The sequence below is a fragment of the Pseudomonas sp. RA_5y_Pfl1_P24 genome (assembly GCF_963970945.1).
GTDB classification, from domain to species: domain Bacteria; phylum Pseudomonadota; class Gammaproteobacteria; order Pseudomonadales; family Pseudomonadaceae; genus Aquipseudomonas; species Aquipseudomonas tritici.
Window position 1 is genome coordinate 169,014 of sequence record NZ_CAXAOJ010000005.1, and the last position, 13,593, is coordinate 182,606.

Consider the following 13,593-nt stretch of genomic DNA (forward strand, 5'->3'; position numbering starts at 1 on the left):
GTAGCAGTATTCCGTGAAGCCGAATCTCCCTTTGTTTAATAGGGTTGTTTCGGCCAGGCGGGCTAACCGTTATACTTTCGCCGCCTGCGAAACCGTGGCCGCAGGCGTGAATAGCCACCATTGAGGGTGAACGCGTGAACCTAATTATGAAAATGCTGGCCGCACCAGCAACCGTACTGGCCCTATGGGCTGTCAGCGCTCAAGCTGCGACCAATGATGACATTGCCAAGCGCCTGGAGCCTGTCGGCCAGGTGTGTGTTCAGGGTCAGGAATGCAAGGGGATGGAGGTCGCCGTGGCAGCGGGTGGCGGTGGGGCGAAAACCCCCGACGAAATCATCGCCAAACACTGCAACGCCTGTCACAGCACCGGCCTGCTGGGTGCGCCAAAAATCGGTGATACCGCCGCCTGGAAAGAGCGAGCCGACCAACAGGGCGGCCTCGACGGCATTCTGGCCAAGGCGATCACCGGTATCAATGCCATGCCACCTAAGGGTACTTGCGCTGATTGCTCGGATGATGACCTTAAAGGCGCCATCAAGAAGATGTCCGGCCTCTAATCAGCCGATCTTCGCCAAAAAAGCCGCTTTCGGGCGGCTTTTTTGTGCCCGCAATTAGTGTTTCACCACTGTTCTTTGCAGCAAAGACCCGCCACTCTCTGTCCAACCCCTAATCACGGAATGTTCAGGAGGGTCGGATGGTGCAGTTGTGTTCAATCGAGCAAGCAGTTGATGACGTACTGGCGCGCTTGCCGGCGCATATCCACATGGGCATGCCGCTTGGCCTGGGCAAGCCCAACCTGTTTGCTAACGCGCTGTACCGGCGCATCGCTAAATTGCCGGATCGGGCGCTGACGATCTATACCGCCCTAAGTCTTGGCCGTCCGACGATGGGCGATGGCTTGCAGAAGCGCTTTCTCGAACCCTTTATCGAGCGAGTGTTTGGCGATTACCCCGAGCTGGATTTCCTCGCTGACCTGCATAAAGACAGCCTTCCAAAAAATATCCACGTGCAGCAGTTCTTCATGCAGCCCGGCAGCTTGCTCCACAGCGAGTCGGCGCAGCAGGACTACGTCAGCAGCAACTACAGTCACGCTGCCCGCGACATTAATGCCGCCGGCCTGAACCTGGTGGCGCAATTGGTTGCGAGCAGCGCCGAACATCCTGATCGCCTGAGCCTGAGCTGCAATCCGGACATCACCCTCGACCTGCTGCCGATGATCGCCAAGCGACGTGATGCGGGGGAAACCGTGCTGATCGTTGGCCAAGTCCATAGCGATTTGCCCTACATGCCCGGCGATTCCGAGTTGGGCATGGACGCCTTCGACTACCTGATTGATGAAAAAGACAGCACCACGCTGTTCTCCACGCCGAATATGCCGGTGGGTTTGCAGGATCACTTTATCGGTCTGCATGCCAGCACCCTGGTGCGCGATGGCGGCACCTTGCAGATCGGTATCGGCTCGATGGGCGATGCGCTGACCGCCGCGTTGCTGGCGCGCCAAGCCGACAACGAGGCCTACCGGCTGCTGCTGACCGACATCGATGTGTATCAATGGGCGCCTTTGATCAGCCGGGAAGGTGGTGTCGATCCGTTCGCCCGTGGCCTGTATGGTTGCAGCGAGATGTTCGTCAACGGCCTGCTGGTACTGGCGGACGCGGGGATTATCCGCCGTAAGGTTTACCCGGATGTGGCGACCCAGGCGCAGGCCAACGCCGGCACGCTCGACGATGCGGCGCAGCCTGATGGCATCTCGATCCACGGTGGTTTCTTCCTTGGCCCGCGCAGTTTCTATCAGCGCCTGCAGGAAATGACCCACGCCAAGCGCCTTGAATTCAACATGACCCGCATCAGCTACATCAACGAGCTGTACGGCCAGGAAGAGCTCAAGCGCCTGCAACGCCTGGATGCGCGGTTTATCAACAGCGCGATTATCGTCACGTTGCTTGGCGCGGGTGTCGCCGACCAGTTGGAAGACGGTCGCGTGCTCAGCGGTGTGGGCGGGCAGTACAACTTCGTGGGCCAGGGCCATGCACTGGAAGGCGCGCGTTCGATCCTGATCCTGCGCAGCTGGCGCGAGTCGGCGGGGGAGGTCAGTTCCAATATCGTTTGGGGCTATGGGCATTGCACGATTCCCCGGCACCTGCGGGATATTGTCATCACCGAGTATGGGATCGCCGATTTGCGTGGGCAGACGGATGCCCAGGTTATCGAGGCATTGCTTAACATTACTGACTCACGCTTCCAGGACGATTTGATCGAACAGGCGCAAAAAGCCGGCAAGTTGCCCAAGGATTTCCAGCTGGATCCGCGCTTTGCCGATAACACGCCCGAGCGGCTACAGGCGATTCAAACGCGCCATCGTCGGTTGTTTCCGGAATATCCACTGGGCAGTGATTTCACCGATGAGGAACGGGATTTGTTGCGGGCGCTGAACTGGCTCAAGAGCAAATTCAAGCTGACGGAGATGCTGGAGTTAGGCAAGGCGGCGTTGGATGCGCCTGAACCGGAGGCGTATCCACAGCATTTGAAGCGGATGCGGTTGGATAAGCCGGAGGGACTGAAAGAGGACTTATACCAGCGTCTGCTACTCGCTGGCCTGCAGGCCACCGCGCACTAACAGCCAACACAGATCAAAATGTGGGAGCGAGCAACCCCGCACATTTTGATCTGTATTCACCTGGGATTTGCGGTGTCGCAAATTATTCGATGAAGGTGACCACGCCACCGGCCAGCGATTTCACACGCGCCAGCGACTCCACCCGATAACCCTGCGCATCCAGCTCCGCGCGGCCACCCTGGAACGACTTCTCGATCACAATCCCCAAGCCGGCAACGGTCGCGCCCGCCTGCTTGATGATCGAAATCAGCGCCTGGGACGCTTTCCCATTGGCCAAAAAGTCATCGATCACCAGCACGCGGTCGCTGCTGGTCAGGTGACGTGGCGAGATGGCTACGGTGCTTTCGGTTTTCTTGGTGAACGAGTACACCGTCGCCGACAGCAGGTTTTCCGTCAGGGTCAACGATTGCTGCTTGCGCGCGAAGATCACCGGTACACCCAGGTTCAGACCGGTCATGATCGCCGGGGCGATGCCAGAGGCTTCGATGGTGACAATCTTGGTGATGCCCGAATCCTTGAACAGCGCGGCGAATTCATCGCCGATCAGTTTCATCAGTGCCGGGTCGATCTGGTGGTTCAAAAAGGCGTCGACCTTGAGTACCTGATCGGAAAGCACGATGCCTTCTTCGCGAATTTTCTTGTGCAGTGCTTCCACGGAAAGCTTCCTCTAATGGCGCGGTGCGCGCCGAAAGTAGATTAAAAAGTAGTCGATTCTAGCGCTTTAACATCGCGCGTATATCCGCCAGGGCGGTGTTGCCGCGAACGGCCTTCACCTCGGTCGGGGTGTCGTCATTGCCTTCCCAGGCCAAGTCGTCCGGCGGCAGTTCATCCAGGAACCGGCTGGGCGCGCAATCGATGATTTCGCCGTACTGCTTGCGCTTGGCTGCAAAGGTGAAGGCCAGGGTCTGACGCGCGCGGGTAATGCCCACGTAGGCCAAGCGGCGCTCTTCTTCGATGGTGTCGGCTTCGATGCTGGAACGGTGCGGGAGGATTTCCTCTTCCATGCCCATGATGAACACGTAGGGGAATTCGAGGCCCTTGGACGCGTGCAAGGTCATCATCTGCACACCTTCGGCGCCGTCTTCCTCTTCTTGCTGGCGCTCGAGCATGTCGCGCAGCACCAGCTTGCCGATGGCATCCTCGACGGTCATCTCGCCGTCTTCGTCTTTTTCCAGGGTGTTCTTCAACGCTTCAATCAGGAACCAGACGTTGCCCATGCGGTAATCCGCGGCCTTGTCGCTGGAACTGTTGGTGCGCAGCCAGTTTTCATAGTCAATGTCCATGACCATGCTGCGCAGGGCGCTGATCGGATCTTCGCCGGCGCATTGCTCGCGCACCTTGTCCATGAAGCGCTTGAAGCGCGACAGGCGGTCGGTGAAGCGCGTGTCCAAGTGTTCGCCCAAGCCGATTTCGTCGGTAGCAGCGTACATCGAGATCTTGCGTTCCGTGGCGTAGTTGCCGAGTTTTTCCAGGGTCGTGGAGCCGATCTCCCGGCGCGGCACGTTGATCACGCGCAGGAACGCGTTGTCGTCGTCCGGGTTCACGATCAGGCGGAAGTAGGCCATCAGGTCTTTCACTTCCTGACGTCCGAAAAAGCTATTGCCGCCCGACAGTCGGTACGGAATCTGGTGGTGCTGCAGCTTCAGCTCGATCAACTTGGCCTGGTAGTTGCCGCGATACAGGATCGCGAAGTCGCTGTAGGGGCGGTCGGTGCGCAGGTGTAAGGTCAGTAACTCGACGGCCACGCGCTCGGCTTCGGCGTCTTCGTTGCGGCAGCGGATCACTCGGATTTCGTCGCCGTGGCCCATCTCGCTCCACAGTTGTTTTTCAAACTCGTGGGGGTTGTTCGAGATCAGCACGTTGGCACAGCGCAGGATGCGGCTGGTGGAGCGGTAATTCTGCTCCAGCATCACCACTTTCAGGGACGGGTAGTCGTCCTTGAGCAGCATCAGGTTTTCCGGGCGGGCGCCACGCCAGGCGTAGATCGACTGGTCATCGTCGCCGACCACGGTGAACTGGTTGCGCTTGCCGATCAGCATCTTCACCAGCAGATACTGGCTGGCGTTGGTGTCCTGGTATTCGTCCACCAGCAGGTAGCGCACCTTGTTCTGCCATTTTTCGAGGACGTCGGCGTGTTCCTCGAACAGCTTGACCGGCTGCAGGATCAGATCATCGAAGTCCACCGCGTTGAACGCTTTGAGCGTGCGCTGGTAGTGGGTGTAGACGATCGCGGCAGTCTGTTCCTTGGGGTTGCGTGCGTTTTCCAGGGCCTGGGCGGGCAGGATCAGGTCGTTTTTCCAGGCGCCGATCATGTTCTTGATCTCATCCACGCCGTCGTCGCCTGCGTATTCCTTTTGCATGATGTCGGTCATCAGCGACTTCACGTCGGTCTCGTCGAAAATCGAGAAACCTGGCTTGTAGCCCAGACGTGCATGCTCCTTGCGGATAATGTTCAGCCCCAGGTTGTGGAACGTACACACGGTGAGCCCGCGGCCTTCGCCACCCTTGAGCAGGGTGCCGACACGTTCTTTCATTTCCCGCGCGGCCTTGTTGGTAAACGTCATGGCGACGATGTACTGGGCGCGGATGCCGCAGTGCTGGATCAGGTGCGCGATCTTGCGGGTGATCACGCTCGTCTTGCCGGAGCCTGCGCCGGCGAGCACCAATAGAGGGCCGCCGACGTAGTTCACGGCTTCTTGCTGCCGGGGATTGAGTCGGGACATACGGAATTCAGGGAGTCGTTGTTCAAAAGGGCGGGCATTTTAACAGGCTGGCAGGATTCTGCCCTGTCAGAACGACAGTGTGACGTACCACTCGATCTAAATTTGCCGGTTTTGATACTTTGCCGCAGGATGTGGGGGTTGTTTGAGACTATTGTTTACATTTTGAGTGTTTGATACCCCCTATCATTGGTGATTCTAAGGGCGCACGTCATAATGCCCGCCGCCAACGAAATATTGCAGAGTCTAGGGAGCTAGCTTGTCTACGCCTGTCGAACCCTTGCGTTTGCTGCTGCTGGCCGATGAGCCCGCGTGGGCAGCGTTATTGCGCGAGTGCCTGGCGCCGATGGGCGATGGGGCTGTGCTGATCAGCGCGCCAAACTGGGAGTCCGTGAGTCGTTTGTTCGATGACGACCACAGCGCCGTGCTATTGACCACGCCCAGCCTGCAACCCGGCCCTGGCCGTTGCAGCCTGCCGTGCGTGTTGCTGCTGGAGCAAGAGCCCCTGGTGTCGCCCCTTGGCGTCAGCGATTGGCTGGTCAGTAATGTATTGGACGCCGATACACTGCGCCGCTGCCTGCGCCACGTTCGCGAGCGCGGGCTGCTGGAAAATACCTTGCAGCGCCTGGCCGAACAGGACCCGCTCACCGGCATTGCCAACCGCCAGGGCTTCCAGACCCTGCTGGCGGCGCGGCTGGCCGAGAATGAGGGGCGCGGCCTGGCCCTCGGTCACCTGGACCTCGACAACTTCCGGCACGCCAACGATGCCCTCGGGCACCAGGCTGGCGACCGGCTGATCCTGCAAGTGGTCTCACGGCTCAAGAGCCAGCTTGAGGTCGGAGACCAATTAGCGCGTCTGGGCAGCGACGAATTCGCCCTGCTGATCGACACCCGCCGTGCACCCCAGCGTGCCGAGTGGATGGCCGAGCGCATCACTGAAGTCATGGCCGAACCTTACTGGGTGGATGGCGAAAGCTTACTGATCGGTTGCAGCCTGGGTGTGGCGCATGCTCGGGCTCGCGCCGGTGCCGACCCGCTGATGTGGCACGCCCATATCGCCATGCAGCAAGCCAAAAGCACCCAGGGCTGCACCTTTCATATCTTCAACGAACGCATCAACCGCAACGCGCGCAGCCTGGCCGACCTGGAAAGCGAGCTGCGCCGCGCCTTGCGTCGTGATGAACTGGAGCTGCATTACCAGCCGCGCCTGGACCTGGACGACGGGCACATCGTCGGCCTGGAAGCCCTGGTGCGCTGGCGTCATGGCGAGCGGGGCCTGTTGCCGCCGAGTGAATTCGTACCGTTGGCCGAGCAAAGCGGCTTGATCGTGCCGCTGGGCTACTGGGTGATTTCCCGAGCCCTGCGCGACATGCAGGACCTGCGTGAACGCGGCCTGCCGCCGCTGCACATGGCGGTCAATCTGTCGTTTCGCCAGTTTCAGGACAGCCAGTTGCTTTCGACCCTCAGCCGGCTGATTTCCGAGCGTGGTGTGGACGCGCAATGGTTGGAGTTCGAACTGACCGAAACGGCCGTGATGCGTCGCAGTGACCTGGTCAAGCAGACCATGGATGCGCTGGGTCGCCTTGGCGTGCGGTTTTCCCTGGACGATTTCGGCACCGGTTTCTCGTCGTTCGTGCACCTCAACAGCCTGCCGATTGCCTTGTTGAAGATCGACAAGAGCTTTGTCGGTGGGATGGAAGAACGTGAAGAAAACCGCAAATTGGTGCACGCCATGATCAACCTGGCCCACAACCTCAACCTGGAAGTGGTTGCCGAGGGGGTGGAAACGCCTGAGCAGCTAGCGTTGTTGCGGCTGTTTGGGTGTGACCAGGCGCAGGGTTACCTGATCAGCAAGCCACTGCCATTACCGGAGTTAGTGGATTACCTGACGTTTGGCAAAGGACAGCAGGCTTTGCTGGGTTGAGCTGTAAACCCAATCCAAATGTGGGATTTCTAGTCCGGCTGCATCGCCTGAAATTCAGCGCGAACCTCCGGCTCCCGCCGAATCATCCGCTTCATCTTCACTTCAAACGCCCATGTCAGGCTGACCGCCGCACACGCCAGGCCCAGCGCCAAACCCCACCACACGCCGGTCGGCCCCCAGCCCAGGGTGAAGGCCATCAGCCAGGCCGAAGGCGCACCGATCAGCCAGTAGCAGCCGAGGCCGACCAGGAAGGTGGTCTTGGCATCTTTCAACCCGCGAATACAGCCCATGGCGATGGTTTGTACGCCATCGAACAACTCGAACCAGGCCGCGACGGCCAACAGGCTGACGGCCAACACGATCACGTCGTGAAACGCCGGGTCGTTATGGTCGAGGAACAGCCCGATCAGCGGGTCGGAGAATAGCCAGAACACCAGCGCAAATCCCAGCATCACGGCAGCACCAAAGCTGATCCCGACGCGACCGGCCATACGCGCCTGCAGCAACTGACCTGCGCCGTAATGTTGGCCGATGCGCATGGTGACCGCGTAGGACATCCCCGCCGGCACCATGAACGCCACCGAGACGATCTGAAGCGCGATCTGATGCGCCGCCAACTGTGTGCTGCCCATGGTGCCCATGCACAGCGCCGCAAAGGCAAACAAACCGACTTCCACCGCGTAGGTGCCCCCAATCGGCAGGCCCAGACGCCACAGCTCGCGCAGATATTGAGTGTTGAGGCGCAGCAGGCCGTTGCTCAGCGGATAGGCGGCATAGGTGCGGTTTTGGTGGATGTACCACATCAACGCCAGTGCCATCCCGTTGGCGACGATGGCCGTGACCAGCCCGATGCCCATGAGGCCGAGCTTCGGCAGGCCGAACATGCCTTCGATCAGTGCATGGTTGAGCAGGTAGTTGGCCACCGCGCCGCCGAGGCTGATCACCATTACCGGCGTCGCCTTGCCTATCGCGCTGGTGAAGCCGCGCAGGGCCATGAAACTCAGGAAGCCGGGTAGGGCGAACGGCAAAATCGTCAGGAATTGCCCGGCCGAGTGCACATTGGTTTCGGTCTGGCCAAACAACAGCAGCAGCGGTTTGAGGTTCCACAGCAACAGGCCGGCCGCCAAAGCCATCAGCCAAGCCAGCCATAGCCCGGCCTGGGTCAGCCGAGTGGCGCCTTCGATATCGCCCGCGCCGTGACGAATAGCCACCAGCGTACCCACGGCGGCGATCACGCCGATGCAGAAAATCGAAACGAACGAATAGCTCGCCGCACCCAGGCCGCCACCGGCCAGCGCTTCGGGGCTGAGACGGGCCATCATCAGGGTGTCGGTCAGCACCATCAGCATGTGCGCCAACTGTGAGGCAATCAACGGCCCCGATAGCCGCAGAATGGCCCAGAGTTCGGTACGCGCCGGATGCTGCATGATCATCACGCTCGAAAAGTCAGAGGGGTGGGGAAGGGTTGATTCTCGGCGCTCTCCGGCCGTTGCACAAAGGGATAAATGCGATCGTTAGCATGACTAATACTCATGGTAGGGTGCGGCATTGCCTTGTAGGAGCTTCCCTATGTCGCGTCGTCTTCCTCCGCTTTATGCCTTGCGCGCATTTGAAGCCGCGTCACGGCACAACTCCTTTACCCGCGCGGCAGAGGAGCTTTCGATTACGCAAAGTGCAGTGAGCAGACATATCCGCACGCTGGAAGAGCATTTCGCCTGCCGCCTGTTCCAGCGCAGTGGGCGCACCTTGCAACTCACCGAAGCCGCGCGCCTGCTATTGCCCGGTGTCCGTGAGGGTTTCGCCGCGCTGGAACGGGCCTGCCATACCCTGAACGCCGAAGATGACATCCTGCGCATGAAGGCACCGTCGACCCTGACCATGCGTTGGCTGTTGGCGCGGCTCAGTCGCTTCCGCGCATTGCAGCCGGGCAATGAAGTGCAATTGACCAGCGCCTGGATGAACATCGACGAAGTGGATTTCAATCAGGAGCCGTTCGATTGCGCGGTACTGCTGAGTAACGGCCACTTCCCGGCAGATTGGGAGGCGTGTTACCTGTTTCCCGAAATGCTGATACCGGTCGGCGCCCCCAACCTGCTGAACGACGGCCCTTGGGATGTGGCACGGCTGGCAACCGCCGAGCTGCTGCATCCGACGCCAGATCGTCGTGACTGGCGTTACTGGTTGGAGCGCATGAGGTTGTCATCCGAAGTGTCGCTCAAGGGCGGCCAGGTATTCGATACCCTCGAGCTGGGCATGATCGCCGCCGCACGGGGTTATGGTGTGTCGATGGGCGACTTGCTGATGGTGGCCGAAGATGTGGCGCAAGGGCGGCTGAGCTTGCCCTGGCCAACCGCCGTGGCCAGTGGCGAAAATTACTACCTGGTGTGGCCGAAAACCCGTCCCGGTGGCGAGCGTTTGCGGCGCTTGGCGGAGTTTCTGCAGGCGGAAGTCAAGGCGATGGAATTGCCTCGGGTCGAATGCCTCGATTAAGGGATGGCAAACCGTTCGTGCAATCGTTTGCGCGATACCCCTGTAGATCGCTCAAGTATTGTCTCGGCCTGCCGAAGTAGGTGTGTTGGAACAATCGTGCACAACGTTCCCCACCCGATAATTTGCCGAGCAGCGCTATGAGATCAGGATGATCCTGGCCTCGGCCAGGAGCCTTCATGTCTCAACCTCGCGCCCGGATAGCCTCACAGTTAGGTATCGCTTTAGCCTTGATTCTGGCTGTCGCCATTGGTGGCAGCACTGTCTTTGCCCTGCGTTCCCTCGACTCAGCCAACCTCGATACCCGCGAGGAACACTTGGCCAGTGAAGCGCGGCTGCTCGCCGACCAACTCAACACGTTCCACAGCACGCTGCGTGAGAGCACCGAGCGCCTGACCGGGCTGTTCGAGAAGCGCTTCAGTGCCGGCTTGAGCGTACGGGCCGATCAACCCGTCGCGGTCGCTGGTGTACAGACGCCAAGCTTGTACTTGGGCAGCGATCTACTGAACAACAACTTCGATGAAGTGGACAAGTTCAAGCAGATGTCAGGTGGTGTGGCCACGGTATTTGTGCGCAGCGGCGACGACTTCATCCGTGTCAGCACCTCCCTGGCCAAGCAGGATGGCAATCGCGCCATTGGCACTGTGCTTGACCGCAATGCGCCGGCCTATTCGCGTGTGTTCAGTGGGCAAACCTACATCGGCCGAGCGGTGTTGTTCGATCGCTCCTACATGACTCAATACAGCCCGGTGCGCGACGCCAGCGGCAAAGTCATCGCGGTGCTGTTCATCGGCTTTGACTATACCGACGCCCAGAACGTGCAGTTCGAGAACCTCAAACGCTTCCGTATCGGTAAGACCGGTTCCCTGGCCTTGCTGGATGAGCAGAAGCGCTGGCTGGTGCCGCCGGCTGGCGTGCAGGCGCTGGATCAAGCAGTGCCCGTCATGTTGGACCTGGCTAAGACGCCAAGTGTCGGCCGCTTTTGGGCTGACAAAAACGAAGACTTCTACAGCGTGTCGGTGCCCTTCGAAGGCGGGCCGTGGGCCGTGGTTGCGAGCATGCCCAAAGCCGAGATTCGCTCGGTGACGTGGGAAGTCGGCATCCGCCTGGTGATTGGCAGCGTGCTGGCGATGCTGCTGGCAGTGGGCGCAACCGTCTGGCTGCTGCGCAGCAAACTGGCGCCACTGGGCGACCTGGTGCGCCAGGCCGAAGCCTTGGGCGCGGGTGATTTGAGCGCACGCCTGAATGTGTCCAGCCATGATGAAATCGGCCAGCTAGCGCGCAGTTTCAACCAGATGGGTGAAGCGCTGTCGACCATGGTCTCGCATATCCGCAACGCCGCCGGAGAGGTCAACAGCCGCGCCCAGGCGTTGTCCGGTTTGTCCGGTGGTGCCTATGAAGGCATGGAGCAGCAGTCCGGCGAGATCACCAGCATGGCCGGCGCGGTAGAAGAGTTCAGCGCCACCTCGCTGAACATCGCCGACAACATGGGCGCCACCGAGCGCCTGGCCCAGGAAAACGCTCAGCAGACCCGCATCGGCCGTAACTCGATGCAAGAGGCATCGTCGTCCCTGGAGCACATCGCCACCGCCCTCAACAGCACGGCCACGGTGATCAACACCCTGGGCCAGCGCTCCCAGGAAATTGGGGGGATCGTCGGGGTGATTACGTCGATCGCCGATCAGACCAACCTGCTGGCACTCAACGCGGCTATCGAGGCCGCACGGGCCGGTGAGCAAGGGCGTGGTTTTGCCGTTGTCGCCGATGAAGTACGCAACTTGGCGTCGCGCACCCGAGAGGCTACGGACGAGATCTCTGGGATGATCCAGAGTATCCAGCAAGAAACCGGCAATGCCATCAGCACCATGGAAGACGGTAACGTGCTGATGCAGGAAGGTCTGTCGCGTAACGCCGACGTGGCTTCAGCCCTGGCGCGTATCGACGAACAAAGCCGTTCGGCCGGTGAGCAGTTCGCTGCGATCACCACCGCCACCCAGGAACAGAGCAGCACCGCGACCTTGCTTAGCAGCAACTTGCAAAGCATTGCGCTGGCCAACAGTGAGCAGCGTGAAGTGGTGTCGAACCTGGCAGTTACCGCCAAGGAACTGGAGACGCTGGCGGCGGGTTTGCGGCATGAGGTGGATCGGTTCCGCTGAAACTCCGCAGATAAATTGTGGGACCTGGCGTGTGTGGGAGCAGGGCTCGACAGCTGCTACGCACGTTCAACCTTGAAGATCTATAGGTGTCGAAGGCAGGCCAGCTCCCCTGTTTGATTATGTGCACGGCTCAGGTGATCGCTGCCGGCCGGTATTGCAGGGCCTCTTTAAGGTGATCGCGCGAAATGGCGACCGCTTGCTCCAGATCTGCCAAGGTGCGCGCCACCTTCAGCAATCGATGGGCTGCACGCAGCGACAGCGTCAGACGCTCGCAAGCGGTCTCCAGCCAGCCCTCATCGACCTTGGTCAGCTTGCAATGCTTGCGTAGCCCCGGCAGATCAAGAAACGCGTTGGCACACCCCTGGCGTTTTTGCTGATGCTCTCGGGCCTGGGCGACCAGCGCCGATGCATGAGCAGTTGTGTCGCCAGCTTGGCGGATTGGGTTCAGCGCAGTCGTTTCCCGTGCCACCGTCAGGTGCAAGTCAATCCGGTCCAGCAATGGCCCGGAGAGTTTGTTGCGGTAACGCTGGATCTGCTCCGGCGTACAACGACAACGCCCGCTGGGTTCGCCCAAGTAGCCGCAAGGGCAGGGGTTCATGGCGGCCACAAGTTGAAAACGCGCCGGGAAACTCACGCGGTCGCGAGCGCGGGAAATCACGATATGGCCAGACTCCAACGGCTCTCGCAGCACCTCCAGCACCTTACGGTCAAACTCCGGCAACTCATCTAGGAACAACACACCATGATGGGCCAGGGTGATCTCCCCTGGTTGCGGTTTTGATCCGCCGCCCACCAGCGCCGGGCCTGAGGCCGAGTGATGTGGCTGGCGAAACGGCCGATGCGGCCAATGACTCAGCGGGGCCAGGCTGACCACGGACTGAATCGCTGCAACCTCCAAGGCTTCCTGCTCACTCAAGGGTGGCAACAATCCAGGCAGACGACTGGCGAGCAACGTTTTACCGGTACCAGGCGGGCCGCTGAACAACAAGTTATGCGCCCCCGCCGCCGCTATCAGTAACGCCCGCTTGGCCGCCAATTGGCCTTGTACTTCACTCAGGTCGGGATAGGGTTTATTCAAGTACAGCAAGCCATCGGACTTGTACGGCTCAATCGGCTGATGCCCATTCAGGTGCGCGACCACCTGAAGCAAATGGTCCACTGCGATCACTTTCAACCCCGACGCCAGGCACGCCTCTTCGGCATTCGCCCTGGGCACTATCACGGTACGCCCGGCCTTGCGCGCCGCCAGCGCCGCCGGTAACACGCCTTTCACGGCGCGTACTTCCCCGGACAGCGCCAACTCCCCCAGGCATTCCACGTCATCGAGCATCAACGCCGGCACCTGCACACTGGCTGCCAGGATGCCCAGGGCAATCGCCAGATCAAAACGCCCGCCGTCCTTGGGCAGGTCGGCGGGCGCGAGGTTGAGGGTGATGCGCCGGGCCGGGTATTGCAGGGCGGAGTTGAGGATAGCGCTGCGCACGCGGTCCTTGCTTTCCTTGACCGCCGTTTCCGGCAGGCCCACCAGCGTCAGGGACGGCAAACCATTGGCCATATGCACTTCAACGGTGACGGCGGGGGCTTCGACGCCAATCTGGGCGCGGCTGTGGACGATCGCGAGGGACATGCTCGTTCCTTGAATGGGAGGCCGCTTCCTGCGGTTTTTCAAGGGTAGACGAGGGATGGCAG

General features: G+C 60.5%; 9 protein-coding genes. 5 read left to right on the top strand and 4 right to left on the bottom strand.

Features of this window, described 5'->3' with window-relative positions; all coding sequences use genetic code 11:
- Window positions 1-146: 146 nt before the first annotated feature.
- Both AACY30_RS09770 and AACY30_RS09775 read left to right on the top strand, forming a co-directional pair.
- Complete coding sequence (locus AACY30_RS09770; protein WP_339415449.1) at window positions 147-557, top strand: c-type cytochrome; 411 nt, start codon at window positions 147-149, stop codon at window positions 555-557.
- A gap of 137 nt (window positions 558-694) precedes the next feature.
- Window positions 695-2,617 carry an acetyl-CoA hydrolase/transferase C-terminal domain-containing protein gene (locus AACY30_RS09775; protein ID WP_339540225.1) on the top strand — a complete coding sequence of 641 codons (1,923 nt, stop codon included), beginning with the start codon at window positions 695-697 and terminating at the stop codon, window positions 2,615-2,617.
- Between the two features lie 82 nt (window positions 2,618-2,699).
- On the opposite strand, the gene AACY30_RS09780 is transcribed toward AACY30_RS09775, so the two are convergent.
- Both AACY30_RS09780 and rep read right to left on the bottom strand, forming a co-directional pair.
- Window positions 2,700-3,272 carry a xanthine phosphoribosyltransferase gene (locus AACY30_RS09780; RefSeq protein WP_003195447.1) on the bottom strand — a complete coding sequence of 191 codons (573 nt, stop codon included), beginning with the start codon at window positions 3,270-3,272 and terminating at the stop codon, window positions 2,700-2,702.
- A 58-nt stretch (window positions 3,273-3,330) separates the two neighbouring features.
- Window positions 3,331-5,340, bottom strand: a complete 2,010-nt coding sequence (gene rep / locus AACY30_RS09785) for a DNA helicase Rep (RefSeq protein ID WP_339415104.1) — start codon at window positions 5,338-5,340, stop codon at window positions 3,331-3,333.
- Window positions 5,341-5,596: 256 nt separating this feature from the next.
- Here rep and AACY30_RS09790 point away from each other — a divergent pair, with 256 nt between their 5' ends.
- Window positions 5,597-7,261, top strand: a complete 1,665-nt coding sequence (locus tag AACY30_RS09790) for a putative bifunctional diguanylate cyclase/phosphodiesterase (RefSeq protein WP_339471045.1) — start codon at window positions 5,597-5,599, stop codon at window positions 7,259-7,261.
- A 29-nt stretch (window positions 7,262-7,290) separates the two neighbouring features.
- Here AACY30_RS09790 and AACY30_RS09795 read toward each other — a convergent pair whose 3' ends face one another.
- Entirely contained in the window at window positions 7,291-8,694 is a 1,404-nt protein-coding gene (locus AACY30_RS09795) for a NorM family multidrug efflux MATE transporter (protein WP_339471044.1), read from the bottom strand.
- A 136-nt stretch (window positions 8,695-8,830) separates the two neighbouring features.
- Here AACY30_RS09795 and AACY30_RS09800 point away from each other — a divergent pair, with 136 nt between their 5' ends.
- Both AACY30_RS09800 and AACY30_RS09805 read left to right on the top strand, forming a co-directional pair.
- Window positions 8,831-9,751, top strand: a complete 921-nt coding sequence (locus AACY30_RS09800) for a LysR substrate-binding domain-containing protein (RefSeq protein ID WP_339415106.1) — start codon at window positions 8,831-8,833, stop codon at window positions 9,749-9,751.
- Window positions 9,752-9,927: 176 nt separating this feature from the next.
- A complete protein-coding gene (locus AACY30_RS09805) occupies window positions 9,928-11,904 on the top strand; it encodes a methyl-accepting chemotaxis protein (protein ID WP_339471042.1) in 1,977 nt (658 codons plus the stop codon).
- A gap of 130 nt (window positions 11,905-12,034) precedes the next feature.
- Here AACY30_RS09805 and AACY30_RS09810 read toward each other — a convergent pair whose 3' ends face one another.
- Window positions 12,035-13,531 (bottom strand): YifB family Mg chelatase-like AAA ATPase, encoded by a 1,497-nt coding sequence (locus AACY30_RS09810; protein ID WP_339471040.1) that lies wholly within the window; start codon window positions 13,529-13,531, stop codon window positions 12,035-12,037.
- Window positions 13,532-13,593 lie beyond the last annotated feature (62 nt).

What these genes read in the sequence shown, in the direction of transcription:
- AACY30_RS09770 (WP_339415449.1), top strand. Translation starts at nt 147, where the DNA reads ATGAAAATGCTGGCCGCACCAGCAACCGTACTGGCCCTATGGGCTGTC.
- AACY30_RS09775 (WP_339540225.1), top strand. Translation starts at nt 695, where the DNA reads ATGGTGCAGTTGTGTTCAATCGAGCAAGCAGTTGATGACGTACTGGCG.
- rep (WP_339415104.1), bottom strand. Translation starts at nt 5,340, where the DNA reads ATGTCCCGACTCAATCCCCGGCAGCAAGAAGCCGTGAACTACGTCGGC.
- AACY30_RS09795 (WP_339471044.1), bottom strand. Translation starts at nt 8,694, where the DNA reads ATGATCATGCAGCATCCGGCGCGTACCGAACTCTGGGCCATTCTGCGG.
- AACY30_RS09800 (WP_339415106.1), top strand. Translation starts at nt 8,831, where the DNA reads ATGTCGCGTCGTCTTCCTCCGCTTTATGCCTTGCGCGCATTTGAAGCC.
- AACY30_RS09805 (WP_339471042.1), top strand. Translation starts at nt 9,928, where the DNA reads ATGTCTCAACCTCGCGCCCGGATAGCCTCACAGTTAGGTATCGCTTTA.
- AACY30_RS09810 (WP_339471040.1), bottom strand. Translation starts at nt 13,531, where the DNA reads ATGTCCCTCGCGATCGTCCACAGCCGCGCCCAGATTGGCGTCGAAGCC.